The organism is Brevibacillus jepli, from assembly GCF_047229145.1.
Lineage (GTDB): Bacteria > Bacillota > Bacilli > Brevibacillales > Brevibacillaceae > Brevibacillus.
Genome location: NZ_JBFEFW010000007.1, coordinates 198,586 through 225,096 on the forward strand (window position 1 = coordinate 198,586; position 26,511 = coordinate 225,096).

The 26,511-nt window shown below is 49.0% G+C and carries 23 protein-coding genes and 1 pseudogene; 4 read left to right on the top strand and 20 right to left on the bottom strand.

Annotated features, from left to right (window positions below; genetic code table 11):
* Positions 1-96: 96 nt before the first annotated feature.
* On the top strand, positions 97-1,521 hold the full coding sequence (locus tag AB1L17_RS10190; protein ID WP_412844571.1) for a L,D-transpeptidase family protein: 1,425 nt from the start codon (positions 97-99) through the stop codon (positions 1,519-1,521).
* A gap of 129 nt (positions 1,522-1,650) precedes the next feature.
* Here AB1L17_RS10190 and AB1L17_RS10195 read toward each other — a convergent pair whose 3' ends face one another.
* The 3 genes from AB1L17_RS10195 to tkt all read right to left on the bottom strand — a co-directional run bounded on the left by AB1L17_RS10195 (position 1,651) and on the right by tkt (position 6,796).
* The gene (locus AB1L17_RS10195) at positions 1,651-2,001 is read right to left on the bottom strand and encodes a hypothetical protein (RefSeq protein WP_412844570.1); all 351 of its coding nucleotides are present in this window, start codon (positions 1,999-2,001) and stop codon (positions 1,651-1,653) included.
* Between the two features lie 101 nt (positions 2,002-2,102).
* Entirely contained in the window at positions 2,103-4,619 is a 2,517-nt protein-coding gene (locus tag AB1L17_RS10200; protein ID WP_412844569.1) for a PBP1A family penicillin-binding protein, read from the bottom strand.
* Between the two features lie 170 nt (positions 4,620-4,789).
* On the bottom strand, positions 4,790-6,796 hold the full coding sequence (tkt, locus tag AB1L17_RS10205; RefSeq protein ID WP_412844568.1) for a transketolase: 2,007 nt from the start codon (positions 6,794-6,796) through the stop codon (positions 4,790-4,792).
* A gap of 129 nt (positions 6,797-6,925) precedes the next feature.
* On the opposite strand from tkt, the gene AB1L17_RS10210 reads away from it, so the two are divergent.
* Positions 6,926-7,084 (top strand): hypothetical protein, encoded by a 159-nt coding sequence (locus tag AB1L17_RS10210; RefSeq protein WP_409175079.1) that lies wholly within the window; start codon positions 6,926-6,928, stop codon positions 7,082-7,084.
* 12 nt (positions 7,085-7,096) lie between these two features.
* Complete coding sequence (locus AB1L17_RS10215) at positions 7,097-7,555, top strand: NUDIX hydrolase (RefSeq protein ID WP_412844567.1); 459 nt, start codon at positions 7,097-7,099, stop codon at positions 7,553-7,555.
* Between the two features lie 184 nt (positions 7,556-7,739).
* On the opposite strand, the gene AB1L17_RS10220 is transcribed toward AB1L17_RS10215, so the two are convergent.
* The 13 genes and pseudogenes from AB1L17_RS10220 to AB1L17_RS10280 all read right to left on the bottom strand — a co-directional run bounded on the left by AB1L17_RS10220 (position 7,740) and on the right by AB1L17_RS10280 (position 20,067).
* Entirely contained in the window at positions 7,740-9,278 is a 1,539-nt protein-coding gene (locus AB1L17_RS10220; RefSeq protein WP_412844566.1) for an FGGY family carbohydrate kinase, read from the bottom strand.
* Positions 9,279-9,304: 26 nt separating this feature from the next.
* Positions 9,305-10,774 (bottom strand): APC family permease, encoded by a 1,470-nt coding sequence (locus AB1L17_RS10225; RefSeq protein WP_412844565.1) that lies wholly within the window; start codon positions 10,772-10,774, stop codon positions 9,305-9,307.
* A gap of 29 nt (positions 10,775-10,803) precedes the next feature.
* Complete coding sequence (locus AB1L17_RS10230; RefSeq protein ID WP_412844564.1) at positions 10,804-11,568, bottom strand: DeoR/GlpR family DNA-binding transcription regulator; 765 nt, start codon at positions 11,566-11,568, stop codon at positions 10,804-10,806.
* A 22-nt stretch (positions 11,569-11,590) separates the two neighbouring features.
* On the bottom strand, positions 11,591-12,055 hold the full coding sequence (locus tag AB1L17_RS10235) for an SRPBCC family protein (protein WP_412844563.1): 465 nt from the start codon (positions 12,053-12,055) through the stop codon (positions 11,591-11,593).
* Positions 12,056-12,082: 27 nt separating this feature from the next.
* On the bottom strand, positions 12,083-12,922 hold the full coding sequence (locus AB1L17_RS10240) for an NAD(P)/FAD-dependent oxidoreductase (protein WP_412844562.1): 840 nt from the start codon (positions 12,920-12,922) through the stop codon (positions 12,083-12,085).
* Positions 12,919-14,334, bottom strand: coding sequence for an NAD(P)/FAD-dependent oxidoreductase (locus AB1L17_RS10245; protein WP_412844561.1), 1,416 nt, complete (start codon positions 14,332-14,334; stop codon positions 12,919-12,921). Before AB1L17_RS10245 ends, AB1L17_RS10240 begins: the two co-directional genes overlap by 4 nt.
* Positions 14,335-14,494: 160 nt before the next feature.
* Complete coding sequence (locus tag AB1L17_RS10250) at positions 14,495-16,537, bottom strand: methyl-accepting chemotaxis protein (RefSeq protein ID WP_412844560.1); 2,043 nt, start codon at positions 16,535-16,537, stop codon at positions 14,495-14,497.
* Positions 16,538-16,729: 192 nt separating this feature from the next.
* Positions 16,730-17,134, bottom strand: coding sequence for a DedA family protein (locus AB1L17_RS10255; protein ID WP_412844559.1), 405 nt, complete (start codon positions 17,132-17,134; stop codon positions 16,730-16,732).
* Between the two features lie 351 nt (positions 17,135-17,485).
* Complete coding sequence (locus tag AB1L17_RS10260; RefSeq protein WP_412844558.1) at positions 17,486-17,923, bottom strand: hypothetical protein; 438 nt, start codon at positions 17,921-17,923, stop codon at positions 17,486-17,488.
* An 18-nt stretch (positions 17,924-17,941) separates the two neighbouring features.
* Positions 17,942-18,691 carry a polymorphic toxin type 30 domain-containing protein gene (locus AB1L17_RS10265; RefSeq protein ID WP_412848868.1) on the bottom strand — a complete coding sequence of 250 codons (750 nt, stop codon included), beginning with the start codon at positions 18,689-18,691 and terminating at the stop codon, positions 17,942-17,944.
* Positions 18,692-18,790: 99 nt separating this feature from the next.
* Positions 18,791-19,210, bottom strand: a pseudogene (locus AB1L17_RS10270) (DUF4280 domain-containing protein); the annotation flags it as partial.
* 255 nt (positions 19,211-19,465) lie between these two features.
* Positions 19,466-19,672: a YqgQ family protein gene (locus tag AB1L17_RS10275; protein WP_412844557.1), complete on the bottom strand. Its 207-nt coding sequence runs from the start codon at positions 19,670-19,672 to the stop codon at positions 19,466-19,468.
* Positions 19,669-20,067: a hypothetical protein gene (locus AB1L17_RS10280; protein ID WP_412844556.1), complete on the bottom strand. Its 399-nt coding sequence runs from the start codon at positions 20,065-20,067 to the stop codon at positions 19,669-19,671. Before AB1L17_RS10280 ends, AB1L17_RS10275 begins: the two co-directional genes overlap by 4 nt.
* A 14-nt stretch (positions 20,068-20,081) precedes the next feature.
* Here AB1L17_RS10280 and AB1L17_RS10285 point away from each other — a divergent pair, with 14 nt between their 5' ends.
* On the top strand, positions 20,082-21,428 hold the full coding sequence (locus tag AB1L17_RS10285; RefSeq protein WP_412844555.1) for an MFS transporter: 1,347 nt from the start codon (positions 20,082-20,084) through the stop codon (positions 21,426-21,428).
* Positions 21,429-21,489: 61 nt separating this feature from the next.
* Here AB1L17_RS10285 and abc-f read toward each other — a convergent pair whose 3' ends face one another.
* The 4 genes from abc-f to AB1L17_RS10305 all read right to left on the bottom strand — a co-directional run bounded on the left by abc-f (position 21,490) and on the right by AB1L17_RS10305 (position 26,094).
* Entirely contained in the window at positions 21,490-23,427 is a 1,938-nt protein-coding gene (abc-f, locus tag AB1L17_RS10290; RefSeq protein ID WP_412844554.1) for a ribosomal protection-like ABC-F family protein, read from the bottom strand.
* Positions 23,428-23,858: 431 nt separating this feature from the next.
* Complete coding sequence (locus tag AB1L17_RS10295; RefSeq protein ID WP_412844553.1) at positions 23,859-24,650, bottom strand: stalk domain-containing protein; 792 nt, start codon at positions 24,648-24,650, stop codon at positions 23,859-23,861.
* 90 nt (positions 24,651-24,740) lie between these two features.
* Complete coding sequence (locus AB1L17_RS10300) at positions 24,741-25,679, bottom strand: AEC family transporter (protein WP_412844552.1); 939 nt, start codon at positions 25,677-25,679, stop codon at positions 24,741-24,743.
* A 13-nt stretch (positions 25,680-25,692) separates the two neighbouring features.
* Positions 25,693-26,094, bottom strand: coding sequence for a hypothetical protein (locus AB1L17_RS10305; protein WP_412844551.1), 402 nt, complete (start codon positions 26,092-26,094; stop codon positions 25,693-25,695).
* Positions 26,095-26,511 lie beyond the last annotated feature (417 nt).

A 26,511-nucleotide genomic window follows, 5' to 3' on the forward strand; every position in this document is an offset into this window, starting at 1 on the left:
GAGGTAGTTCAAAAAATCGACTTTTGATCACGATGTAAGTCTGGAAGCTGAAAAGTCGACTTTTTGAACACGGATGATTATGGGGGAGAAGTATCCGTGGACAAGGTTTCCTTTCTTCAGGAAAAAAGTACATTTCATATGAAGTATCCGGATCAAAGCGACCTCGCTTTTTACCGGTGGTATACGACTCAGTATCCGAATGAAGCCATCGGTTGGTTTCACCTTGGCCAAGAACGAGAGGCACAAGGCAACTCGGAACAGGCTCTCGAAGCGTACAGGCGTGGTCTGGTATCCAAACAAGGCCCGTATTACAACGAGACGCGTGACGCTTATCACAGACTGCTGCGGGAACGACAGCGCAATTCGTGGGGCCATCGAACACGTTTACTCTTGGCTTCACTCTTGTTTCTCTATTTTCAATTCGCCTTTTCGCCCGGACTGTTGAGAGATGCTTCATCCTTCGCAACGCCGCAGGCAGCCAAACAGCCTGTACCGACAACTGCTCAAACGCAGCCGCATGTCGAGGTCATCGCCGTTCCTCCTACGCTTAATGCCCGTGAGCTATCTGAACAGGTCCGGCGTTATGTAGAGTCCAGGCGTCCTGCCCTTACACAGCCTTATACGGTCATTGTCGTTCCAGAAGTGCCCGGTTCACCATTGTTTCGCCCCTTGCTGTTTTATCAGCCGCGCGAGGTCCGCGGCGTCTTGCGTTACAATCCGACGAGTCGGACAGTCACGAGCGAAAAATGGTGGGATAAACCTGTACAGTTTGAACGCGAACCGACGCTTGCCACAGTAAAGGCAGAGCTCACAGATGAGCAGTTAACTCTCCAGCATGTGCTGATCTTGCGCAATGCCTTGTATCGCTATTATCAGCAAACCGGTACGTTGCCTGCCCAGCTCTCTGATCTGGCTGGCGCTTATCCAGGCAATTATTTGCCGCAGATTCCCATTCCTCCTAAGAGGCTATTGATAAAAAGCTATCCGTATCATCCCAATGCCTTCTTGCCAGAGTCTGCGTGGGACAGCTTGCGCAATGTACTTCCGCTCCCCGGCTATCCAGAGCCAGTGACGCCTTTCGAACCGTTGCAGCTTCACTTAACGACATCAACACATTCGATGAAGCTCATCAGCGGTTCCCATCTGGTTCGAAGCTATCCAGTCGCCATTGGCAAAAACGGCTCTACACCGGAAGGCTACTATACCATTCAGCAAAAAATCAACCAACCCCGCGGTCACGACAATATTTACGGAACGAGGGGCATGGTCTTTCAGGAAAACGGATATGCCATCCACGGGACAAACCATCCTGAGAGCATCGGCACCTCTGTTTCACTCGGCTGTGTTCGTTTGCACAATGCCGCTGTAGAGGAGCTGTACTCGTTTGTTTCACTGGGGACAGAATTCATCATCTCCAATGGTCCGTCCGTAGCCCAGCCTTGGAGCAACCCTGTTCCGTTCGTTCTTCCCGCTGGTCCTGAGGAAGAGACTCCACAGGTGATTTACAATTGGCTCCATTGATTCATTGTCTACGTAAAGAAAAGACGTGCGGAACGCTGTATCGTTACTCGTTGATTTTTACCAAAAGCCTCGCAAACCAAAAAAGCGCGTTCCCATTTGCGGGAACGCGCCATCTTTTTACATACACATTTATTTTTCTTCTTCCAATTCCCTGATTGATTCTTCTTGTTCTTCTTCCGGGTTCCAATAATCGAGCACTTTTCCTTGCAGAACTTTGCCTTTAATGAATTCTACCTGCTGCTCACTGAAATCCTCTGTCCACTCAATACCCAACTGTTCAGCCAAACGTACGACGGTCAACAGTTCTGACCAGGCCACGTAACGTTTGTACCAGAAAAACTGCGGCTGCTCGTTCATGTATGGGTAAAGATCATCGAAATCGGTGTGTTTACAGTCAAGAGCTCGCTCAAAATTCACCTTGGTTTGCAGTAACTGTTCCTTGAAAAATGTGGGTAGATCCCTTTGTGCGTAGCCAGACATGGACTGTCCCCCCTGTCTCCCGATTTATTGGTATTGTACCACGCGAAAGAAGTTGTGCAAATAGTCGAATCGGTTTTGAATGGTTCTTGCAGGGCTAATCTTTAGCCGTTTGATGCATCCGGGAACTGATTCTGCCCCTCCTCTTGTGGAGGTGGCGGTAATTGAATTTCGTTTGAGGAACCATCTGTCTGACTAGGATCTGGAGTCATGATGTCCGGTGGAACCTCACCTGTTCCTGGATTTGGCGATTGGCTACCATCCCCATTATTTGTATGCTCACCATTTTCTCCGGTACCTTGGTCAGGTGGAATTTCACCGTTGCCATCTTCCGTACCTTCCGGATTTTGCCCCTGATCGCTGCCGTCCTCGTTATGTCCCGGATCGTCATTAATCAGATTCTCCAGCTTCTTGGAGTCGATTGGGACTTCTGGTGATGGTGTCCCTTCCTCACCTTGTGCATTCCGTGGAACGACTTGATAGCGATACTGTTTTGGACTATCCAGCACATCTACGAACAAGGTTTCCTTCATCCCCTCAGCAATGAGCTGTCTTTCCCCATTTTCGCTAATACGGTACAAATCGTACGTATCACCTTCAGCTCCGCCAATCCAGCTAAGCACGACCTTCAACTGGTTGTTATCCAACGTCATGTCTGCAGCCAACTGGATCGCTGGTTCCACTTCCACAGGCTTTTGTTCTACCACACCAGCTGGTTTAACGAAGTCCGTGGACGGCACTCCTTTTAAGGAGGTTGCCAGCACTTTGGAGAACATTTGCGCAGTCATGCTACTTCCTTGACGCATCAAATGCTGTTTGTCCTCTGGATCGAAGCCCATCCAGACAGCACCGACGTATTCCGGTGTATAGCCTACAAACCAGGCATCCTTGTTCGCTTTGCCATCTCCTGCCATCGATTGGGTCGTACCTGTTTTACCAGCAACGTGACGGCCAGAGATACGTGCTGCTTTCCCTGTTCCTTCCTGAACCGCTTTCTCCAGCATGGTATGAACTTCCCAAGCTGCTTCCGGCTTCAGAGCCTCCGTTTGTTTCGGCTTATATTCACGGACGACACCCTCATCCTTGTTCTCCACCTTCGTGATCGAGTGCGTCTCGGACACTACCCCTCCATTGACAAAAGGCGTGTATGCCTGAGCCATTTCCATCGGGGACGTACCTGTACTCAAGCCGCCGAGGGCAATTGCCAGGTTTCGGTCGTTCGGAGTCAGCTCAATGCCAACTTTCTTGAGGTATTCCAAGCTTTCTGTTACACCGATTTCATTAAGCAGCCATACGGGCGGGATGTTCGCTGAGTCGATCATCGCCCGGTTCATGCTCATCGTTTCACTGTATCGGTTATTGTAGTTGCGCGGCTCATAGCCATTGAAGCTCTGCCGTTTATTGCTCAGCTGCGAATTCGAGTTCCATTTGTTGATATCTTTATTTACCGCCGGAGCGAACACCGCAATCGGCTTAAAGCTGGAGCCCGGTTGACGTTTCATGTCTGTCGCATAGTTAAAGCCTTTTGCCGCATAATTGCGTCCGCCCACCATCCCGGCAATTCCGCCTGTTTTCGCGTCGATGACAATCATTGCTGATTCTACGCCGCGCTTGGCTCCGTCTTTCGGGAAGTTTTTGGCGTTGGCATATTCCTCTACCATGGCATCCTGTACTTTCGGATCGAAGGTCGTGTAAATGTTCCAGCCTCCGCGGTACATCTCTTCTTCCGTTACACCAAATTGGGCTTCGGATTCTTCCACCATATGGTCAAAAAACGCACGATAGCCTTTTTTCAAGCTGGCACCCGCTACTTCATGCGGTTCCGTTGGCAACGGCTCTGCTTGAGCCGCTTCCTTTTGCTCCTCTGTAATGATCCCTTGCTCATGCATCAGACGAATGACGGTGTCTCGACGGAGCTTGGCTTTCTCTGGATTGTTAAATGGTGAATAAGTGGTCGGTGCTTTTGGAATGGCCGCCAGCATCGCTGCTTCCGCAATCGTAAACTTCTCATCGCTTACCGACTTGCCGAAGTAATACTTGGCAGCATCCTCCACCCCGAATTCCCCTTCACCCAAATAAACGCGATTCAAGTACATCTCCAAAATTTGATCCTTGGAATACTTGCGCTCCAAACCAATCGCAATACTCATTTCTTTTGTTTTGCGCCAGAACGTTTGATCTAGGGTGAGAAAGACGTTTCTTGCCAGCTGTTGGGTAATCGTACTTCCCCCTTCAGCTAACGATCCTTTTTTGATGTCGTTGACGATGGCGCCACCGATCCGAATCATATCGACGCCCTTGTGCTCGTAAAAGCGCTTATCCTCAACAGCGAGGAATGCATTAATCAAAATCTTTGGCATTTCATTAATTGGTTTGTAAATACGGTTCTTCTGACGAATCAGACTCGTCATCTCTTGCCCGTTTTTGTCGTATATGACAGTTGGTTCAGCTTTCAAATCATTTAACTTCTGTACGTTTTGCTCAATCATCCGGTCTCCCGCATACAGCAGGGCGAAGTAGCCCCCAATCACACTAAGGAAAAGGAAAATTGCAAACGATACGGCAATCATCAGCAAGTTGTTCTTTTTCTTCCTGACTTTCTTCTTGGCCTTTGCTGCCATTATTTACCTCCTGGTCTTCTCTCTCTCCCCCACATCTTATATAGACGGTGCCATTTCAAAAAAGTTTCTGTTTTGGGTCGTAGTCTATCATTCCATATTGAACATGGTTTGTCACTGGAAAAGCCTATCTCCTTAAACAGAAGATAGGCTTTTTCCTTAGGTAAAACGATTTATTTCAGCAGCTTTTCAGCTTCTGCAACGACATTTTCGACAGTGAAGCCATATTCCTTCATAATACGCTCACCTGGTGCGGATGCGCCAAACTGATTGATTGCGATAACCGTACCGTTATCGCCAGCGTAACGCTCCCAGCCCATTGGAGAGCCCATTTCTACCGCTACACGTGCTTTTACAGCCGGTGGAATCACAGCGTCGCGATACTCTTTCGGCTGACGCTCGAACAGGTTCCAGCTCGGCATGGAAACAACGCGTGTTTCAATACCTTTCGCAAGGAGTTGCTCACGTGCCTGCATCACGAGGGATACCTCAGAGCCAGTTGCCAACAGGATGAGCTGCGGGTTGCCGCTTGGCGCGTCTGCGAGGACATACGCACCTTTGCTCACACCTTCTGCCGCTTTTTCGAGCGTCTCTTGCAGGACAGGCAGGTTTTGACGAGTCAGCACGAGTACAACTGGCTCATCTGTGCGGGATACAGCATATTTCCAAGCCTCGTTCGTCTCCACTGCATCAGACGGACGAAGAATGGTCAAGCCTGGCATCGCACGCAAGGAAGCGAGCTGTTCAATCGGCTCATGTGTCGGGCCGTCTTCACCAACCGCGATAGAGTCATGTGTAAATACGTAGACAACTGGCTGTTTCATCAGTGCAGAGAGGCGAATCGCCGGACGCACGTAGTCGGAGAATACGAAGAACGTACCGCCGTATACTTTTACGCCACCGTGGAGTGCCATACCGTTGAGGGCTGCACCCATCGCGAATTCGCGAACACCAAACCAAATGTTGCGGCCATCATAAGAGCCTGGCAGGAAGTTGCCCGCTTCTTTAATTACCGTGTTGTTGGAATGTGCCAAGTCAGCAGAGCCGCCCAGGAAGAACGGAACGCTGTTTGCCAATGCGTTGATCGCGTTTCCGGAGGCAACACGCGTCGCCAGCTTCGCGCCAGCTTCATACGTCGGCATATGGTTGTCCCAGCCAGCAGGCAGATGACCTTCTTGTGCAGTTGTAAATTGCAGAGCCAGCTCCGGATACGCTTTTGCGTAAGCGGCAAACAGGTCGCTCCAAGCAGCTTCTGCTTTTTCCCCTGCATCAGCCAATCCTGCATAGAAATCAGTCACTTCTTGCGGTACGTGGAACTCACCTTCATGGTGCCATTCGTAGTTCGCTTTTGTCAGCTTCACTTCTTCTTTTCCAAGCGGAGCGCCGTGGGAAGAGCTGGAGCCGCCTTTGTTCGGGCTTCCGTATCCAATGACGGTTTTTACTTCGATCAAGGTAGGACGATCCAAATCTTTTTTCGCTTCTGCGATTGCTGCATCAATGGCAGCCAGATCATTGCCGTCTTCTACGCGAATGTATTGCCAACCATATGCTTGGTAGCGGCCCGCTACATTTTCAGAGAAGGAACGGGAAAGCTCGCCATCCAAGGAGATATCGTTCGAATCGTAGAGCACGATCATTTTGCCCAGTTTCAGGTGAGCAGCCAGGGAAGAAGCCTCGCTGGATACACCCTCCATCAGGTCACCATCGCCGCAGATTACGTATGTGTAATGGTCAACGATGTCAAAATTGTCGCGGTTGTAAACAGCTGCCATGTGCTTTTCAGCCATCGCCATACCGACTGCCATCGCGATCCCTTGTCCCAGAGGACCAGTCGTCGCGTCAACACCAGCCGTGTGTCCAAACTCAGGGTGACCAGGTGTTTTGCTGCCCCATTGACGGAAGTTATGTAGGTCTTCCAGCGAAACATCGTATTTCATCAGATGCAACATCGAGTATAATAGCATAGAGCCATGTCCTGCTGAGAGGACAAAACGGTCACGGTCAATCCATTTTGGATTGCTCGGATTTACTTTCATAAAACGGCTCCACAGAACATGAGCCATAGGGGCTGCACCCATCGGCATTCCCGGGTGACCGGAATTCGCCTTCTCGATGGCATCAATCGCCAACGTGCGGATGGTATTAATGGATAGCTGATCGACAGACGTATGCTGAGTCATCTCGCAAAATCCTCCCTGCGTTTTCTAGAAATTACTACCGAGAATCAGGTAAAAACACACTGTGCCATTATAGCATAGTTCCCAGTTAGAATCATGTTCGCTTTGCATGAAATAAGGAGGTCTTTTTCAATGAATTGGCTGTATCTTACAATCGGAATCGTCTTGGGCGCTGCTGGCATTATTATGCTGCTTATGGCCTTGACCAGCTCGCCTATTTTGAAAAAAAACAGACTGGAGCGGCGTAGACAGGCTGCAGAGAATCATCGTCCGGAAGAATATCGTCAATAGAGGAGAATCAAGATGCCAAGAGAACGCTTCGCGATGCAGGTTGCCGTTCACCTTTTCCTAGTGAGAGGCTCGCAAGTTTTGTTGTTACGTCGCTACAATACCGGCTATGAAGACGGCAATTACAGTGTTCCCGCCGGACATTTGGATGGAAATGAAGAAGTGAAGAAAGCTGCGATCCGAGAAGCCAAGGAAGAATGCGGTATCGACATCGATCCATCTAGCTTGGAGGTTGTCGGGGTCATGCATCGCCTGTCTGCCGATGAACGTATTGACTTTTTTGTCGCTGCCTCCGAATGGCATGGAGAAATCATCAATGCAGAGCCAAATAAATGCGATGAGCTCGTGTGGATGGACATGGATAAATTACCCCCGAACGTCATTCCTTATGTGAGACAAGCCATCTCGAATTTTAGAGAGCAACGATGGTTTGACAGCTTCGGTTGGGAGCATGCGGTAGAGTTGAAGCACTAAAAAAATCGTGGAGGCTGTCTCAAAAGTAGATTACTCTACTTACGGACAGCCTCTTTCTTCACTGGCAGATAAACCTTTTCAATGCCGAAATTTATAAAGTTGTTGTTCCTCATATTCATTCATTTTCTTGTCCAAATAGATCGTGTTATCTATGCTGGTCTCATTGTGCGGTCTATTGGGCTTTTTAGCCACGAGTGGTATCACTGCCTTCACTCATTTGCAGCAAAAAATGAACTGCCTTTTTCCAACGATCACGCAGCCTTTTTCTTACCGCTTCATCAAGCTGCGGATCATAACGTCGGCCTACCTTCATGCGTGCCTGCAATTCCTGCTCCGTCCACCAGCCGCACTCTTCCCCGAGTAAAAACGCAATCCCCATCACCGTCGTTTCGTTCATCTCGGGCACCTCAACCGGAATCCCCAGCAGATCTGCCTGAAACTGCATCAAATACGGATTTTGTGTCAAACCGCCGTCCACACGCAGGATGGAAATCTTTTGTCCGACTGCCTGCTCCATCGTAACAAACACATCTGCTACACGATGGGCGATCCCTTCCAGCATCGCTTTTACCATCAAGGGCCGGTCTGTATGCTGGGATAGTCCGAGAAACATCCCTCTCGCCTCAGAGTTCCAGTACGGCGTGCCGATCCCGTTCAATGCCGGGATAAACAAAAGGCTGCCTGGCGCGTCTCCCCTCCCCAGCTCGTCATACCAATGCTCCGACCATCGTTGCAGCTCGTCTATATCCTGATACAGTCCAAGCTGCTCCCTGCCCCATTCGATTGCAGAGCCCGCCGCATAAATGGCGCCATCAAGTGCATAAGTATGCTCTTTCTCGCGTTTCCAAACAAGCGTCGTCAAGAGTCCACTCTCTTTGGTCGCAGGCGGCTCGTTTCCGACGTTCATATAAGCGAAGCAGCCCGTACCATATGTACATTTGGACATGCCCGGCACGGTGCAGAGATGACCGTACAGGGCGGCTGGTTGATCCACCTGGCTGACGAGGATAGGTGCCTGGATGCCGCAAAATGAATCCGGATTCGTTCGGCCAAACGAGCCAACTGTTGGACGAACCTGCGGCAGCCACTCCTCCTCAATCTCCAAATAGCGTAAGATTTCCTCATCCCATTTCCCCTGACGATGATGAAACAACAGCGTTCTGGCTGCGGTGGACGCGTCCGTTACATATGACGCGCCCCCTGTCATTTGCCAGATCAACCAGGAATCAAGCGTGCTGCAATAAGCCTGCCGCTGTCGAATCCTTTCCTGCACCAGAGGCACTTCTTCCATCATCCATCTGATTTTGGTAGCAGAAAAATATGGATCAATCAAGAGTCCGGTTCTCTCCGCCACCTTTTGTGCCCACTCGCCATCAGCCCTCCAGCGCTCGGCGATTTGGTCGGAGCGGCGGCATGACCAGACGACTGCCGGGTAAAGTGGCTCACCGTTGGCCGAATCCCAGAAGAGGACGGTCTCTCCCTGATTGGCGAGACCAACCGCTTCCACCTGTTCCGGTGCGATTTGGCCTTGAAGCAGCGCATCAGCCACTCCCGCCAGCACCTTCTCCCAGATTTCCTGTGGCTTGTGCTCAACCCATCCGGACTGTGGATAATATTGGGTGTGCTTCTGATAACTTTCGGCAGCAACCAGTCCCTGGCGGTTTACCAGCAGTACCTTGGTTCCGGTTGTTCCCTGATCGATCGACAGCAAATACTTCTCCATGCAAGCCAGACTCCTTTTTCATTATTCTAGGCTGAATGATCTTCTTTCTCGTCACCAAATCCGAATGTTCTGTCTTTAATTCCGATACGTCCTTCCTTAATCCCTTTGTGGAACAGCAGATGATACAAAAGGACGCCAACAGCCAGCAATGTCGCTGCCACGATTGCTACACTATGGAATTTTTCCGGTACGGTCAAAATGCCAATCTCAAAGATTAACCATGCGATCGCTAGGAAAGTGAGCGGCGTACGCCATTTACCAAGGTCAAAGTGCTCTGACTTGGGCAGTTCCTTGCGTTTCCATGCATAAGCAGCAATCGTTGTCAGGTAGAGAAGTGCAGGCAGAACTGAGGTCGCCCCTACCAGTAAGGTCAAGGAATCAGCGAATAGCACAGCGAAAATGCCAAGAACGAGAACAAGCAAAACCGCGTTTGTAGGGACCGAGGTTGAAGGTGATACTTTCTTGAAGATAGAGGAAGCGAAGAATACATTGTCGCGTGACAACGCATAGATGAGTCGGGAAGCAGAGGCCATGATGATCAAGCCGCACGCGAAGATAGAAATGAGGCAAAGCACCAAGAAGAAGCTGGATACGGCAGAGCCAAGACTTGTTTGCAAAATGTACGGAATCGGATTCGCTGCACCGAGCACTGTAGGCAAATCGGTAATGGCTACCGAGATGACAATCAAGAGCAAGAAGCCGATCACACCACTCAGTAATACGGATAAAATCATGGCACGAGGCACTGTTTTCTTCGCATTGATCGTTTCCTCGGAGAGATTGGCGGCAGCCTCAAATCCGACCAGCGTAAAGGACCCCATCAGCGCTGCCATGATAAAAGCACCAAGGTACGAGCTGTCTGATTGAGTAGCAGCGGTACCAATATCGGTCAGCATGCTCCAGTTCGCCCCGTTGTACATCACAAATGCTCCCAGCACAACAACGATCCCGACCATTCCGATCACTTCGGTGTAGACGGCGATATCGTTAATACGGGTAGCCAGCTTCACGCCATAAATGTTCAGTAAAGCCTGTACGACCAGCGTACCAATCACGATCCAGACCAGCGTCTTGGAGCCCGTATCCCAGCCAAACATCTCGGCAATGATTGGTGCTAACGCATAGTCAACGGTTGGAACGACAATGACGAGAAAGCAAAACGCGATCCATCCAGCAAACCAACCCAGTCCGGGATTGGCAAGTCGCGTCACCCATTGATAGGAGTAACCGCTCAGTGGAATTCTTCCAGCCAATTCTGCAAAAATAATCGCAACTAACAGATGCCCAATGGTTACAATCGGCCAGGTCCAAATACCAGCCGGCCCTGCCGTACTAAGTACAAATCCATAATTGCTAAAAATACCTGTGGTAATGGAAATGAAAGAAAACGCGACGGCAAACGAACTAAACAACTTCAAGGTACGTCTTAATTCTTGTTTATAATGATACGTTTGCATATCTTGCGAATCATTTGCTTGTACCGATTGTTTCTCCATTGATTGCCTCCCTCACCATTTGCCTTACATTATGTCTTAGCAACGATGACTTGCAATCCTTCCTGAGCCAGACACTCAGCAAGAGATTGGGGTAGTTCCTCATCTGTGATCACTACGTCGATTTCGGACAGCTCCGCTACTTTAGCGAAAGCGGTTACATTTATTTTGGAATGATCGATCAGTGCATAAGTCTCTTTGGCGTTTTTGAGCATCAGCTGTCTAATGTCTGACTCGCCCACGTGGTAATCCGTAAAACCAGTTTCTGCTGCCAATCCCCCCACACCAATAAAAGCTTTGTCTACAAAAAACCCTTCAATGCTTTTTCTGGCAATCGGACCCGACATCGCCAGATCACCTGCGCGCAACTCACCTCCACTTAATATCACCTTTGCATCCGGGTGATGAGATAGCTCCAATGCAACCATTAGCGCATTGGTTATCACCGTAATCCCTTTTTTATGGTAAAGGTGTTTGGCGAACAATTGTGTCGTCGTGCCCAAATCAATATAGATTGCGTCGCCATCCTCCACAAAAGAAGAGGCGGCGACCGCAATCGCCTCCTTCTCTGCCAAGTTCAAACTACTCCGCTTGGCATAAGGAGGCTCTACGTTGGTTTTATTCAGAATCGCACCACCATGCACCTTCTTAAGTAATCCCTGCTGCTCCATTTCATATAAATCACGCCTGATTGTTTCGCGCGTCACCATTAATCGGCTGCATAGCTCTGCAATACGAACGGATTGATTTTCTTGTAGCATTTGCAGGATCCGCTGCTGTCTTTCTTCCTGTAGCATGGTTTATGATCACCAACTTCTATTAATTGTAAATCTCTTGACTCGACTGGAACATGCTTTGGACATTCGTCGCGAATTCTTCCGCCTTTTTCTTCACAGTCCCCTTCATCAGTATATCTCCTAACGATGCCAGTCGTCCTGTCATTTGCAAATCCATCTCGTATTGCACCAGCGTGGTACCCGGCTGTTCCTCTTTGAGATGAAGCTGCAATTGATTGCGGAACAACCCTGCTAGCGCTACCGGTTGTCCGGTCATCTCGACCTGCAGTGATTCTCCTTCTACTGCTTCTTTTAATTCCCCTGTTACGCGAAAGTGAAGCGTCATGAACTGGATCTTCACTTCCATGCTTGCGTCATAGCGGGTAGGGCTGCTCATTTTTACTTCCTTGCAGCCTGGTACGCACCCTGACAGCTTTTCTACATCCATAAAGACTGACCATACATCCGCTTTGCTTGCCTGAATCGTAAACGAGTCGGATAGCTTCATCTTTACGTCTCCCTTCTGATGATCGCGTTAAAAGAGATGCTTGGCTGTTTCTTTTGCCAACGCAATCGAATTGGTGTGGTCATCATCACCTAAGCAGGTACAGCTCCCTGCTGCGTATATATCAGGCAGATTTGTTTTGCCACTGGCATCTACGACGATCGCATCGTGATGATCTCGCTCGATTGGCGTTCCTTTTAAGAAAAACGTGCAGGGTACCCTTCCTTTTGCAAAGATGAGGGTATCGCAAGCCACTTCGTTTCTCTCATCCGTCATTCGATTTCGCAGCTGTACACCCTCTACACGAGAAAGCCCTTTGACGGAGGTAAGCTCCCAATCCGACTCGGCATATTTCACTAGATTGCTCGTCTCTTTTCCCAGCAAAACTGCTGTACTGCGAGAGATTCTGCCATTTTCGATCAAAACGATCTTGCGGCCCGGCTGATATCCCCGCTCCAAGAGCTGCGCGGCCATCATTGGAGTCATGACTCCTGCTGGACGTGTCCCGGGAATTTTGTGCGCCTCACGTGGCTTTTCCAGCGAGCCTGAGGCGATCAGTACCTTTTTTGCCTCAACTGAATAGGTGCCCATCGGCGATTGGACATACAACTGGTGCAGCTGACCGTTTCCGCCTGGGAAAAAACCGACGACAGTTGATTGTTCGTGAATCTCGTAGGGAAGCGATGCCGTTTTCTCCAGCAGCTCCCGTTCTAGGGCAAACTCATCAGAGCTCCAATACGGTAGGGTGAAGCCACCTCTTCTCTTCTGGTAATCTATGATCAGAACAGAGCTGACTCCTCCTTCCCATGCTGAAAGTGCAGCCGTCAAACCCGAGATTCCCGCTCCAATGATCACCAATTCATACATCATGTATGCTTCTCTCCTTGTGATACAGCTAGATAAGAGTTTCTTACTCCTTTTAAAGGCTGTTTCCCGGTCTGTACAGGATAGGTTTCGGCCATGACGTCGATGATTTTGGGAATACAGCAGTTTCCTTGGCATTCGCCCAAGGTGGCGCCAGTTCGTCGCTTCACGCCATCAATGGTTAGCGGCGTCAGCGGACGTTTCAGCGAATTGACGATCTCGCTCCGAGTAATGGAGCGGCATAGACAGATAATCTCCCCAGTATCCTGCTCCTCTGAAAACAAATCAGGCAGGGCGTGCTGGGCCTGTTCATTTGGTTGCAGCGCAAGTCCGGTCTTCTGAAGAGTTTCTACTACCAGCTCAGCTATGCCAGGGGAAGCTGAGAGTCCGGTGGAACGAATTCCGGCGGCGTGAACCAGGCGTGGCTGTGCAGCGGATGGACGGATGACAAAATCACCTTCACTGCATACCGCTCTGACTCCGGCAAACTGACGTATCGTAGAAAACTTCCGGGAGTCGGGAACCAGCTTCTCACAGCCTGCCAGTACCGATTCCATTCCGGCGCGAGAGGTGGAACGATCCCATTTGTCCTCCTGATCCTCCGCTGTTGGCCCAAGCAGAAAACCTCCGAACACGACTGGCGAAACCAGCACACCCTTGGAAGTTTTGGTTGGAACAGGCAGGATAATCGAGGAGATGGAAATCGCTTCTTCGGTCAGGATAAACTGACCTTTTCGCGGAGAAATCGCGAAGCTCTCGTCACCCACCATCCGGGCAATTTCATCTGACCATAATCCAGCCGCGTTCACCGCATAACGGGTCGTCACCGTATCTCCATTTTCAAGAGTGAGGAGCAGGCCATCCCCATCTGGTGCGGTCTTGATGCTTGCGACACCTTGCCCTAGCACGACCTCTGCTCCGTTTAACACAGCTATCTCTCCGAAGGCTCTGGTGGCCCAGAATGGATCGCAGATCGCTTCACCTGGAACAGCCAATCCGCCTGTCACCTTGTCTGTCACAGCTGGGTTCATCTCCAGAATCTCCTCAGCAGACATCCAGTGCACATCTACGTCATTCGCCTTTGCATTGGGAACATAGGTGGTTTCGATGATTTGCTTCTCTTCCTCGTTTGTCGCTACCATCACAGCGCCACAGGGAATGAAGGGGATTCTCAGGTTCTCCACCAACATCGGCCATAGACTGCGAGAGCGGCGAAGGCATTCCGCCTCAACCGTACCTGGCTTTGCATCGAATCCAGTATGAACAATCCCGCTGTTCGCCTTGCTTGTTCCTTCACAAACGTCTGGCTGCTTCTCGATCAGCAGCAGCTTCAGCTGATAAAAGGAAAGGGCGCGTAAGATGGCTGTACCGACTACTCCACCACCAATCACCACAACATCGTACTTATGGTTTTGCATTCTGTTCCACCAACCTCGGGTTTTTGTTTGCAAAATATTGCTTTCGTTTGCTTTATTTCGTATTCATTATATTCTGACTTGTATTTTTCTGTCAACAAACGAACTGCTACCATCTCAGACAGCAGCAGTTCGTCATTTTGCATTTTTTTGCAAACCGTGGTTAGAGTGTGAAACGGTTGATCATTTGCTGTAATTCTTTTGCCATCTGGTTTAACTGCTCAGCGGATGTAGAGAGCTGATTCATCGAAATACGCTGCTCTTCCGTAGAAGCAGCCACGCTAGATGCACTTGAGGCAGATTCTTTTGCAATCGAGGACAGCTGCAAAATGGAAGCTGTCACCTGTTCTGTAGCCGCTGACATTTGCTCTGCTACTGAGGATATCTCCTGAATCTGGTCAGCTACATCCTGAGTGGATTCCATAATCCGACGGAACGCTTCCCCTGTGTCCTTCGCAACCTGGATACCCGTTTCAACCTCACGAGTTCCCTCATCCATCGCAATAACCGCGGAGGTTGTTTCCCGCTGGATTTCCGTAATCAGATTCGCGATCTGGTTGGCTGAGTCGTTGGACTGCTCTGCCAGCTTGCGCACTTCATCCGCTACAACTGCAAATCCTCTTCCCTGCTCACCTGCCCTCGCTGCTTCAATCGCCGCATTGAGTGCCAACAGGTTCGTCTGTGAGGCGATGCTTGCGATTACCTCAACAATTTGTGAAATTTCTGCCGAACGGCTGTCCAGTGAACGAACCACATCGGCCGAATGGCTTACGGATCGGTTGATCGAATCCATCTGCCCTGACACCTTGTCTATCGATTGGTTGCCAGCAACCGCTTCGTTCGCCATATTTTTCGATGATTCGGCCATCGTGGAAGACGCTTCTGCAATCCGCTGTATACCAATTGCCATCTCTTCCATTGCCCGCGCACTTTCCTCAGCACTGTGCTGCTGATTCTCCGTACCGCTGGCTACCTCCTGAAACGAGGATGCTACCTGACCAAAAGCTTGCCTCGCTTCGTTGGCCTTTTCCGCAGAGGTTGCAGAGACCGTCCCTACTTGCCCGGTATAGCCGCTAATATTTTTCATCATGCCGTGCAGGTCCACGATAAACGTATTCACTGCTGTTGCCACATCGCCGATCTCATCCTTACGCTGGATCGGGATCGTCTGGGTTAAATCCTTTTTTTCCACCAGGTTGACGATACCTGCTTTCAGCTGCAGCAATGGACGTGCTACCTGTCGATTGATAAACCAGTACAAGAGCACGAGGAAAATACTGATGGAGACACCGAAAATGATCAGGCTGGTGTAAAAATATTGGGCAATCGGGCCATTAATCTCTGCTGCTGGCATGACCGTAGCAAGAGTCATACCTGTTTCCCCGATAGGAGCAAATGTGACGTATTGCGTGTGCCCTCCAATGCTAGCTTGGGTCATCCCCGTTGTAGTCGCTTCTGTAATATTTTTCGCAATGTCGCGAAGTCCCGTTTCAGATTCGTCCGTAATCTTTGCCTGCAAATTTTTTTGTGCGTCGCGATGGGAGACGTAAATGCCTGACTTGGAGACGATAAAGCCGTAACCCGTTTCGCCTACCTTCAGATTTTCGATGCTTTTGTTTAGCTCGGTAAGCCCGATATCGAGTGTAGTCGTACCACTGATCTTTCCCCCTGTTCTGATAGGTGCAATCGCTGTGACCATCGGGACTTTGGAGATCGGATCAGCATAAGGCTCCGTCCACACATACGGCTTGTCGACCATCCCCGCTTTGTACCAGTCCTGTGCAAGATAATCATAGCTGCCGTCGCTGTAAGCCGGATCGAGCTCTACTTTGTCGTTATTGCGGATGGCGTATCTGCCGTACAGCTTTTGCGTACTGTCGAAGCTAAACGGCTCCATCCAAAATCCTCCGCCCACAATCAATGGATCAGACGCAACGACATCGACCAGCGTTCCTTCGATCTGCTTGATCGTTTCTTTGGAGCCATGCGAGACAGAATAGGTGAGTGTCTCCGAGAGCTTTCCTGTCTTGTCCAGCATGCCGTTCAAATAAGCTGCTTCTTTGGCTACCTGCATTTGCAGCTTCGCCTCTACTTCATCTGAAATAATTTGTTCAAACTGGAGAAAACCAAACAATAGCTGAAGAATAAAAATACCGATGGTGATGGCAGCCAGGATGGTTACCAGCACGTTTTTTATGCTCCTCATGTAAAAGCCTCCAATCACACAAATTAAAAAATGAAAATCATGACGCGACGACATTTGGTAATCTACCCCATAACTACCATATGTAAACTTCTTTTTTCGCAAACTTTTGAAAATGTCAGAACATAACGAAAAGACGCCCACTATCCAAGTGGCACATGGATAGGAAGGCGCCGTACTCACACATGCTGAAACTTACGAAACTGGCGGTCGCTTATTCGCTCCCGATTCTTTCATCATACCAAGACGCTTCAGTTGGCGAATCATGATGTATAGAAGCCCTAATAAACAAACGATCGAGAGCGTAATCTTGCTATATTGAAAAACTCCCGTAACCATCATTTCTAATTGATCGGGGAACCAATAGCCTACAACAAAGTAATGCATGGTCCACACGATACTGCTAGGCAAAAAGAATAGGAGGAATGGCCGAAGAGGCATACGGCTGGCACCAGCGAGAATGGGCACGATATGACGAATAATCGGAAGAAAGATACCAAAAGCAAGCAACCAGCCCATAGACCCGTGCAATGACGCGAATAACTCGGCCCGAAAGCCTAGATGACGAGCCATCCAGCCAAATACCTTCGCTCCCAGCAAGTACCCCGCTCCTGAAATGATGAAAAAAACGAGGTAAATGACTGCAAATGCTGTAAAAAAGTCCGCTCCTGAAATGGCAACCTGTGCCCCCACGGTCATGACCGTAATTTAATCAGGAATCATCTTTCCCAGCATGCCTGTAACCATCTCCCTGAACAATTCGTAATACCCTGCATACTCCACCTGTGCCACCTCCTTTCTCTATGCTCTCTATCCTAACGGGTAAACCTTTCAAAAGTAGACAGAAATCCTTAAGAAAGGGATAAGTAATTCTGAAGAATTTCTTACGAAGTGCGCAAAAAAGCTCATTCCGCCTTATCAAGTCGGAATAAGCTTTTGAAAGTTGATTGGTTAATTACTTTTTTTAGCCCAATACCCCTCTATTTCATTGATAGCATTCACCGCATCAGCTCTAATACTTCGGTTCTCATGATTAGCGTACCTTGTCAAAAGAGATAAATACTTCTTTTTATAGGTAAAACTTAATGTCGTAAATGCAGAATGAAGACATTCTTCGGATAAATTCTCAAGATTATCCGCCAAAATATCAAAGTTAATTTTATCGATGTCATTATAAGTTGCTGCTGTGAGTATTGTATTAAATATTTCTTCCTTTAGTTCAGGATTTTGTTCGTTTATTCCGAAATCAAGTAAAACTAAAATTAATTCTTCAAAGTTATCAATTACAGTATTATAAGATTCAAAGATATCACAAAGGTGACTTAAAATTACTATTTTTTCTTCATGATCCGGGCCTGAAAGTATTTCCTTTAATTCTTCTACTTGCAAAATTCTCGCCTCACTTCATTATGGTTTAAACGGGATATGAGTATCATTAGCAATTGATTCATCATAATAAGGACTTTTCTCACGAAGGACATTTTCTTTGTGAAAGTTCCCATTTGAGTCCATTGTCCACTTCCATTTAGGATTAACTTGCTTAACCTCTACTCTATAAATCCAGCCATTTGCAGCATTGCTGCCAGGTGGTGCAGTTGGATCTTCACTATGAGCTCGGACATCCCATGTCTTACCTGATTCGTCAACCCATCTGAATTTAACGCCGTCCTTAGCTCCTCTCGGTACTTCTCTCCATGGAATTTGCTTAGCATCAGCAGGTATCCTTGAAATTAAATCATTTACGTCTTTAACGTCTTGGAAATTCCCAATCTGTCCAGTACCGATTTTATTTATGTCGATGTCTGGAGATTGTGGCCTCCTATTATTTACATTCGCTAACCCATCCCACAAATCCTCAGCATTTTTGCTTCTCCCCACCGTAAGTGCCGCAAAAACAATCCCGCCGACTGCGTCTGCATCGGCAATGTTTAGTTGATCATCCCGCAACGTATCCAAGTCTTCCTGAATCGGCTCTACATAGCTTTCTTGGACAAACACGTTAACACCCTTCGGCAAATCCTCTGCAGCCTTTTGCAAACCTTTTGGCAAATCATTTGCTGCTTTCTCCAGAGCCCCTGGAAGCTCACTTGCCGCTTTTTGCATCGCAGCAGGAACGTCTCCCAGCTTCGATATTCCTTTGACGAAGTTATCTAACATGCTTTGCTTTTCCTGTGGCTTCTCGCAAGCTGGTCCTTGTCCAAAGGGTGCTGACGGCCCACTATTTGCTGATGACTGATTTCCTATCGTCACACCACCCAAATCCTGTCCGTCATCTTCAATCTTGACCAGTCCGCAGTGAAGACACATATTCGTGGATTTGTTCAGCAATGCGGGGTGTCCGCCGACCATTTTGTCTGCTTTGCCATCTATCCATGGCATGGTCATCACTGGTGTGCACGGCATTGGTGTAAGTACACCGTTATTGGCTGCTGTGGCAGAGGCAACCGCGGGATTTTTCAAGCTGCTGCACTTTCCAAATGGCATGATATTGATGTTGGGAACGAAGTCCATGATGTTCATTTGCGGCTTCCCTTTTACAAAAACACCATGGCTGAATGGCATTTTCAACCGGCTTAGTTGACTTCCGCTGCTGCATGATAAAATAGCACCAACAACTACGTAGCTCTTGCGTTCCGCATTCGACTTCTGGATGGAGATTCCTTCTATATTGGGCATACGTCTCCCCCTCTCTGTAAAGTTTCGATACAGACGGAAGAAGTTCATGCTGATAAATAATGACTGGTATCCAATTCTATATAAAAAGGAAATACTGCCCATATATTTTAGTATCGGATTTTGGAAGAATGACAGAAAATAGGTATATAGTTATAAAAATTCCAATCAACGAGGGTACCAAACAAAAAACGTGCTTACCATCACCGCAAACGAACTCGGCCTGATAAACACGCTCTCTTCTGTCTTCTGCCTTCCCTATCCTCTCCCGTCAGCCTTTCGCTTGCTGCGCAACGCTGACATGGCTTCAATGAACTCTTCCTTGTCAATCACGTTCAGCTCATATAACTCCCGAATTTCATCCTCTATCAACAACAAATCCCCTTCAGGATCGCCTGTATAAATAAATAATCCGAAACGGTGCAGAAACGCCTTCAAATCGAATTCATTCGGGTTCGTTTTCAATGAGCTCCCTCCAGATCGATTTCCATCCTAGCGAGGACGGCATCGTAATCAAACTCGACAGCAAAGCCGGTAATGACGATGATCTTCGCGTGTGGATACGCTTCTTGCCACGCCTCCTCCTCATCCGGTTTCAATCCGACGATATACATTGGGTCTGCAGATAGCTGTGGATGCTGCTGCCACAATCGCAAAAACTCCTTGCATCTCTCCTGTTCGACAGCCGCATTCAGAACGAGGACGGCTCGCTCCACTTCTTGGGACTCTCTTTGTTTAGCCAGCAGCTCAAATGTTTTTACAGAAGGTACAATTGCGTTGACCTCAGGAAAACGATCGAGGACCTCGTCCAGCCAATCATCTTCATGCCAGGCCAGGTAGTAAAGCATCGCAGTAGACATGTAACAAACACCTCATGGATATATACTTGACAATATACGTAGCCATTCTTAATTTCTTTTCCATTATAGCACGTCTATTCATTACTGCCCACGTTGCTGGCTTGACTTCGACATTTCCTTCACGTAAGGTGGAAAAAGCAAACTATCAGCTTGAAAAGATTTTTGTGCGAAAAGAGGTATATGTAGTGAATAAGAAGCACCTTGCCCTCTTGTTCTTTATTGCTTTTTTCATCATGCTCGGTTTTGGCATCATTATCCCCATTCTTCCCTTTTTTGCGGAAAAATTGGGTGCGACTTCGTTTCAAATCGGTGTGCTTTTTGCCAGCTACAATATCATGCAGTTGGTGTTCGCGCCTATTTGGGGAGCACTCTCAGACAAAATCGGGCGAAAGCCACTCATATCATTCGGTCTGTTCGGCTTTTCCATCACCTTCATCCTGTTTGGACTAGCTGACAGCTATACAGAAATGCTCGTGTACCGCATTCTGGGTGGAATCGTCTCGGCTGCCGCCTTGCCAACGGTAACCGCAATGGTAGCTGATCTCTTTCCTTCTGAAGAACGTGCAAAAGGGATGGGTGTTATTGGCGCCGGGATTGGGCTTAGCTTTGTGTTTGGTCCTGTGATTGGTGGTTTGCTCAGCGAATACGGTTTTGCCGTCCCATTCTACGCATCGGGTATCGTGGCGTTGCTTACCTTTTTCCTCATCATGTTCGCTTTGCCGGAGAGCCTGCCAAAAGAAAAACGGGCGAGCCTGCAAAAAGAGGCGCGGCAAAATCCGCTTGTCTCTTTATTCGGCTCTATGTCCTTGCTGTACGGTATTTTGTTTATCGTCTCTTTCGCCTTTTCGGGACTGGAGACGACCTTTGCCCTGTACATAAGTGATTTGTACGGCTTTACCTCCAAGGACTTAGGCTATATGTTTCTCGTCATGGGCTTGATCGCTGCCGCGGTCCAAGGCGGACTCATCGGCAGAATGGTCAAGCAGCTAGGGGAAGCGAGTGTCCTCGTCATTGGGATGATTCTTTATGGCATTGGATTTTTCGCGATTCCTCTGTCAGGCAACTTTTGGGTGCTGGCGCTGATCCTCTCTTTATTCGGGGCCGGTCAAGGAATGATCAGAGCGACGGCTACAGCAATGATCACCCAACGAACGACGCAAGGACAAGGCGTGACGAGTGGTGCAATCAGCTCGATGGACAGCCTGGGACGCATCTTGGGGCCGTTAGCTGGAGGGGCCGTTTACCAAGTCTCCCACAGCGGGCCATTCTTCCTCGGAGGGGTCTTAATGGTACTGATCCTTCTCTGGTTCGTCACCAGCTATCGTCGCTTGCCCGAACCAACCACACAAGCACAATCGTAAGTCATGCAACATGCAGCACCGCCAGCTCACATCATAGCCGGCGGTGCTATTATTTTGCGATCTAGTTTTCCTGAAGCTCCATCCAGGCCATAAATGTGACGTCCATCTCTTGCTGCACCTGATCGATCTCTCCTTGCCAAGCAACCAATTGCTCGTAATCTACCCCTTCACTTAGGAGCAAGGCCGCAAGCTCGCTTTTTCTTTCTTCTAGCACAGCTATTTTTTGTTCGAGCTCTGCAAGTTTGTACGGATTCGGACGTTTGGCTGCCGCATTCGTCACGACTGTCTCCTGGACCTGCGGGACCTGCGTAACAACTGCTGGTTGCTTCCTTTCCATTTCTCCCGGCTTACCCGCGCGAGAAGCGACCCTCTGTCGTTGTTTTTCCCTCGCTTCCTCATAGGAACCTACATCGTGTACAAGTCGCTTATCTTCTACCCAGAACACGCCATTTGCCATCTTTTGCAGAAAATAGCGATCGTGGGAGACGATAAACAGCGACCCACGAAAATCCGCCAGCGCTTCCTCCAAAGTTTCGCGTGCTTCAATATCGAGATGGTTCGTCGGTTCGTCCAGAATGAGCAGATTGATTTCCTGATGCATCATTTGGGCCAGTCTCAATCGCATCCGCTCTCCGCCGCTCAGCTGTCCGATCCGCTTGAATACTTGTTCGCCGTAAAACATAAATCGCGCGAGTAAATGTCGTGCTTCCGGCTCCGCAACTCTTGCCACCTCACGGAAAAGATCGATCAGCCGCTGGTTTTGGTCCCCTTCCAACGCTTGCTGCGACAAGTAACCTACCTTGACGCTACTGCCAATTTTCAATGTACCCCCATCTGGCTGTACCTCTCCTAACAGCATGCGAATCAGCGTAGATTTTCCACAGCCATTTGGTCCGAGCAGCGCTTTTCGCTCTCCGTAGCGCAATAAAAAGCTGGCATCCGCAAACAGCTGTTTTCCGCCAAATGCTTTCTGCACCCCAGTCGCTATCAGCACATCCTGCCCGCTGCGATCGGTCTTCATAAACTGCAAACCCATGCGATCCGCTTCCATTTTCGGTCTCTCGATACGCTCGATTCGCGCCAGTGCTTTTTCCATGCTTTTCGCCCTTCGGTGAAAAGCCTCGTTCGGAGGATTGGAGCGATTGCCCCACTCTTTGAGTCGCTTGATCGTCTCTTTCATTTTCTTGATCTGCTTCTGCTGTTCCTGATAAGCAGCGAACTGACGCAGCAAGCGCTCTTCACGCTCCGTGGCAAACGCACTGTAATTACCGATATAGTGTTCAGCTTCGCCTCCGTCGACATGATAGACAGAGGTGACAACAGCATCCAAGAAATAACGGTCATGGGAGATGATCAGAATCGTACCCGCATAATTGCGTAAAAACTCCTCCAGCCACTCCATCGACTCGACATCCAAATGGTTCGTCGGCTCATCCAGAAGCAGAACATCACTTTGCTGACAGAGCAGCTTCGCAAGACCAGCCTTCGTCTTTTCGCCTCCACTCAGCTGGGCAAAAGGCGTAGCTAACAGCTCGGTACTCACCCCTAAGCCCTGTGTCACCTGAGCCATCTTCGTCTCCCACTGGTAGCCATCCAGTTGTTCGAATTCGTCCTGCAGCTTCTGATAGCGCAGCATGAGACGATTCAGCTCTTGTTCATTTTCGTGAAGCAATCCCATCTGCTGTTCCAGCTCGCGCATCTGCTCCTGCAGCTTTTTGACATCAGAGAAAGCACTGGCGACGACATCTTCTCCCGTCCAACCCTCGGGATAGTTAGGTGTTTGCGGCAAATACGCCCACACGGTTCCTTTTGCCCGAAAAAGCTCCCCAGAATCGGGGCTTTCAATACCTGCCAGCAGCTTGAACAAAGTGGTTTTGCCTGCTCCATTCGGCCCGACGATCCCGACGCGTTCGCCTGCCTTGATTTCTAACGTAATATCTTGTATAACCGGATCTGCTCCGTACGATTTCTGCAATTGCTGTGTCGCGACAATAATCATGGTTGTTTCCTCCTGGAAATGTTGGTAACGATTCAAAATAATGGATTCCCTGGTGGCCCCGGCACAATTTTTGAGCCCACACCGCACGCGCGAGTGGACGCAAAAAAGCCGCAGGCCATTACCTGCGGCATCGTGAAAAGGGACCGACCTTTCGTCAGTTACCCATTATAGTCAAGAACAAACCGCCCCTGATCGATGCATGGTACGCCTATGGAAACTCCGTTCAGTTGTATGCGCAAAAAAGGACAGACTGGTCCCGTTGAATGTTACATCATGCGTCATACTGGAAGTTTCTACCACAAACCATGCCTGAAGAGTTCCGAACACGTACATACACCTCCATTTCTCAAGGGATAGGAAATCACAACCATATCTTACCTTAGGTTGCATACAAAAACAAGCGCATATTCATGCGCTTGGATCGGCTTTTCTTATCGATTTCCATTACTGTCTGTGGCAAACAGCGGCTTTTTCGTCTCTGCATCCAGAAATGTAATCGTGGTGTAAGGTGGCAGCTTCACTTTTGCCGCCAGATACGGGTAGGAAATCACTTGCGGGTACATTCTGCCCGGATCAGGCTGCGTTTGCTTGACATACACAAAAAGCTGCTCCCAGCTCTGCTCGACTTTCGTTACTTGCAGTCCGTAGCCAGGATTCGGTGATGACCCGCGTGCGATGACGTAGAGATCTCCCTGCTTATGAATGCCTTGCTGCTCTTTTACCGAGTCAATAAACGAACGTTCCTGTTCTGTCAGCTTCTCGGCATCGACTAGCGTAAAGGCATTCTGTTCCCCCGCAACCACAATTTCCACCGCCTTTTTCTCCGCATTCCACGTGATTTGATGTCCGGCCTGCTCTGCCATCCATCTCAGCGGCAAATACACTTGCTTGTCACGCACGATTGCACCCTGCCCGTTTTGCAGCCACTTACCGTTCAGTGCTACTTTTCCCGTAGCGAGTTCAAACGTCAACGTGCCTTTTGCCAGCTTCATTTCTCCATTCTTTGCATCCTTCTTCCAGGTTGCTTGGAATATCTTGCTCGCATCCTCGGCAGATACATACGTCTTCTGCGCAACGAGAATGGGTGCCTTTTGCAAAGGAGCCTGCTCCCCATTTACCATAATGGCAGTATTCGTAGTTCCGACAGTTCCTGCCGCTTGCACAGGATAAGCTGCCAACAGTTGAAATGTCATTGCAACAGCCAGAATAGACTTGCCTCTCATCAGTTGTTCCTCCATCCATACTCATCGTAATCGAGATTCTTACTTGTATGACATAGGTTTCCTCTGATTCGTTTCACTATGATGGAGAGATTAGTGCAACAGCCAATTCCCCATGACCAAAACAACTGGAATGGACAGCAGCGCTAGCAGAGTGGAACAAACGGTCGTCATGGCGCCCATCTCTTCATCCGCCGAATACCGACCGAACAGGATCGAGGCCAATGTCAGCGTAGGCATGGCCACTTGCACGAGAGAAACGCTGACGATATCGCTGTCTAATGAAAAAACGGACAACAGAAACGCCGTCATCAGCGGAAAAACAACGAGCTTAAACGCGAGCGGCATACTCAAAAGTCGAAGCGACACTTGCGGTTTATTTCGCAAAAACAGAGGCAAAAGCATCCCAATGTACATCATGGCTAACGGGGAGGCGAGCTTGGACAACGTCCCAAACAGCTGCTTCACAGGCTCAGGCGGCACAAACCCGATCATGGCAGAGCCGAGACCAAATACAATGGCAATCATCGGGATGTTAATGAGTGTTTTAAGTCCCTTCAAGGAAAAGGTTCCTTTTTCCTGAAGCATCATCACGCCCACTGTCCACAGCACAACATCCACGCCTGCGTCGAAAATAGCGGCCAAGAGCGCTCCTTTTGGCCCGAACAATGCCGCACAGAGGGGCAAACCGATGAAGCCTGTATTTCCCAAGCCGGACAAGAGCGCAATCTCTCGGCGTTTCTTCACAGGAAGCGGCAGGGCACGCGCACCTAACCAGCCAATAAAAATGCCCAGACAGTTGAGTACAATCGAAATGAAGAATATTGCAAAAATTTGGTTCAAAACTTGACTGTCAATCGTCGTCTGAAAGATCCCGTCCAAGATAATACACGGCATGGCAACGTTTACAATTATCGTAATGACGAGCTGGCGGGAATCCGCCGTCAGGGGCTGTCGGTAGCCAATTAAGCTACCGATCCCAATAATGACGGCCATGATCAGGATGGACTGCTGCAACGTTTGTAGTTCCATGCTGCCCTCCCGCCTACATTTCTACCGGAAGCCATTCGAGTGTGGCAGGCTCCCCTTTTTCACATGTTCTCAGCAAATCTCCGCACAAGGGGACTACTTGCTCAAGCGGAACACACCAGGAAAGTGGAAAGGCAACCTCGCTCCCCTCAATGACCAGCGATGACATAACCGCCGACTGCTTGTCAGCTGCCAATACAAAATGCTGCTCAACCGGCTCGTGTTCTTTCCATTGAACCAATACCTTGCCATTGTTCCCGCCAGCCACGACCAAATCTACATGGTCTCCGTACGCTGCGTGGACCAATGTCCGTGTAACTCCATCCAACTGGGCGATTTCCTTCAACACTTCATGCCAAGCTACGTGCTTCTGCTCCATTCCACTCACATCTGTATACATACGCCAGTCGTTTAACATGTTGATTGACTCCTTTTAGCGCCTAATTGCCTGTAGGCCTTTCAATTCGTACTAATTGTACGCTTCTTGACGAGGAACCTCAACCACTACTTCTGCGACGAATTTTGTATCAAGCACATAGCGCCCGTATGAATGGAGAACCTTAAAAAGAGATAACAAGCGTGACCGTTACTGTAGTGGTGGGGAGGAAACAGGAGAAAACGCTCAGATTCTTGTCCCACCCGCTGTGGGATTGACTGCCCGCCTCCATGCCAAAAGCGAAACCGCGTCCAAAGTAGAGGTTCAGGGATGTTTCTCAGAGGTGGACGCTTAAGAGCGTGTTTCTCTTTTGGCATTCCGGCTCGGTCGGTGTACCAAAGATCTTCGCTTTTTCGTATTATGAGGTCAGCCAGAATAAAACTGGCTGGCCATTTTTCA

Bases quoted from the DNA above. Each gene is read 5' to 3' on its own strand.
- AB1L17_RS10195 (WP_412844570.1), bottom strand. From the start codon at position 2,001: ATGTCTGGCTACGCACAAAGGGATCTACCCACATTTTTCAAGGAACAG.
- AB1L17_RS10200 (WP_412844569.1), bottom strand. From the start codon at position 4,619: ATGGCAGCAAAGGCCAAGAAGAAAGTCAGGAAGAAAAAGAACAACTTG.
- tkt (WP_412844568.1), bottom strand. From the start codon at position 6,796: ATGACTCAGCATACGTCTGTCGATCAGCTATCCATTAATACCATCCGC.
- AB1L17_RS10210 (WP_409175079.1), top strand. From the start codon at position 6,926: ATGAATTGGCTGTATCTTACAATCGGAATCGTCTTGGGCGCTGCTGGC.
- AB1L17_RS10215 (WP_412844567.1), top strand. From the start codon at position 7,097: ATGCCAAGAGAACGCTTCGCGATGCAGGTTGCCGTTCACCTTTTCCTA.
- AB1L17_RS10220 (WP_412844566.1), bottom strand. From the start codon at position 9,278: ATGGAGAAGTATTTGCTGTCGATCGATCAGGGAACAACCGGAACCAAG.
- AB1L17_RS10225 (WP_412844565.1), bottom strand. From the start codon at position 10,774: ATGGAGAAACAATCGGTACAAGCAAATGATTCGCAAGATATGCAAACG.
- AB1L17_RS10230 (WP_412844564.1), bottom strand. From the start codon at position 11,568: ATGCTACAGGAAGAAAGACAGCAGCGGATCCTGCAAATGCTACAAGAA.
- AB1L17_RS10235 (WP_412844563.1), bottom strand. From the start codon at position 12,055: ATGAAGCTATCCGACTCGTTTACGATTCAGGCAAGCAAAGCGGATGTA.
- AB1L17_RS10240 (WP_412844562.1), bottom strand. From the start codon at position 12,922: ATGATGTATGAATTGGTGATCATTGGAGCGGGAATCTCGGGTTTGACG.
- AB1L17_RS10245 (WP_412844561.1), bottom strand. From the start codon at position 14,334: ATGCAAAACCATAAGTACGATGTTGTGGTGATTGGTGGTGGAGTAGTC.
- AB1L17_RS10250 (WP_412844560.1), bottom strand. From the start codon at position 16,537: ATGAGGAGCATAAAAAACGTGCTGGTAACCATCCTGGCTGCCATCACC.
- AB1L17_RS10265 (WP_412848868.1), bottom strand. From the start codon at position 18,691: ATGTTAGATAACTTCGTCAAAGGAATATCGAAGCTGGGAGACGTTCCT.
- AB1L17_RS10280 (WP_412844556.1), bottom strand. From the start codon at position 20,067: ATGTCTACTGCGATGCTTTACTACCTGGCCTGGCATGAAGATGATTGG.
- AB1L17_RS10285 (WP_412844555.1), top strand. From the start codon at position 20,082: ATGGATATATACTTGACAATATACGTAGCCATTCTTAATTTCTTTTCC.
- abc-f (WP_412844554.1), bottom strand. From the start codon at position 23,427: ATGATTATTGTCGCGACACAGCAATTGCAGAAATCGTACGGAGCAGAT.
- AB1L17_RS10295 (WP_412844553.1), bottom strand. From the start codon at position 24,650: ATGAGAGGCAAGTCTATTCTGGCTGTTGCAATGACATTTCAACTGTTG.
- AB1L17_RS10300 (WP_412844552.1), bottom strand. From the start codon at position 25,679: ATGGAACTACAAACGTTGCAGCAGTCCATCCTGATCATGGCCGTCATT.
- AB1L17_RS10305 (WP_412844551.1), bottom strand. From the start codon at position 26,094: ATGTTAAACGACTGGCGTATGTATACAGATGTGAGTGGAATGGAGCAG.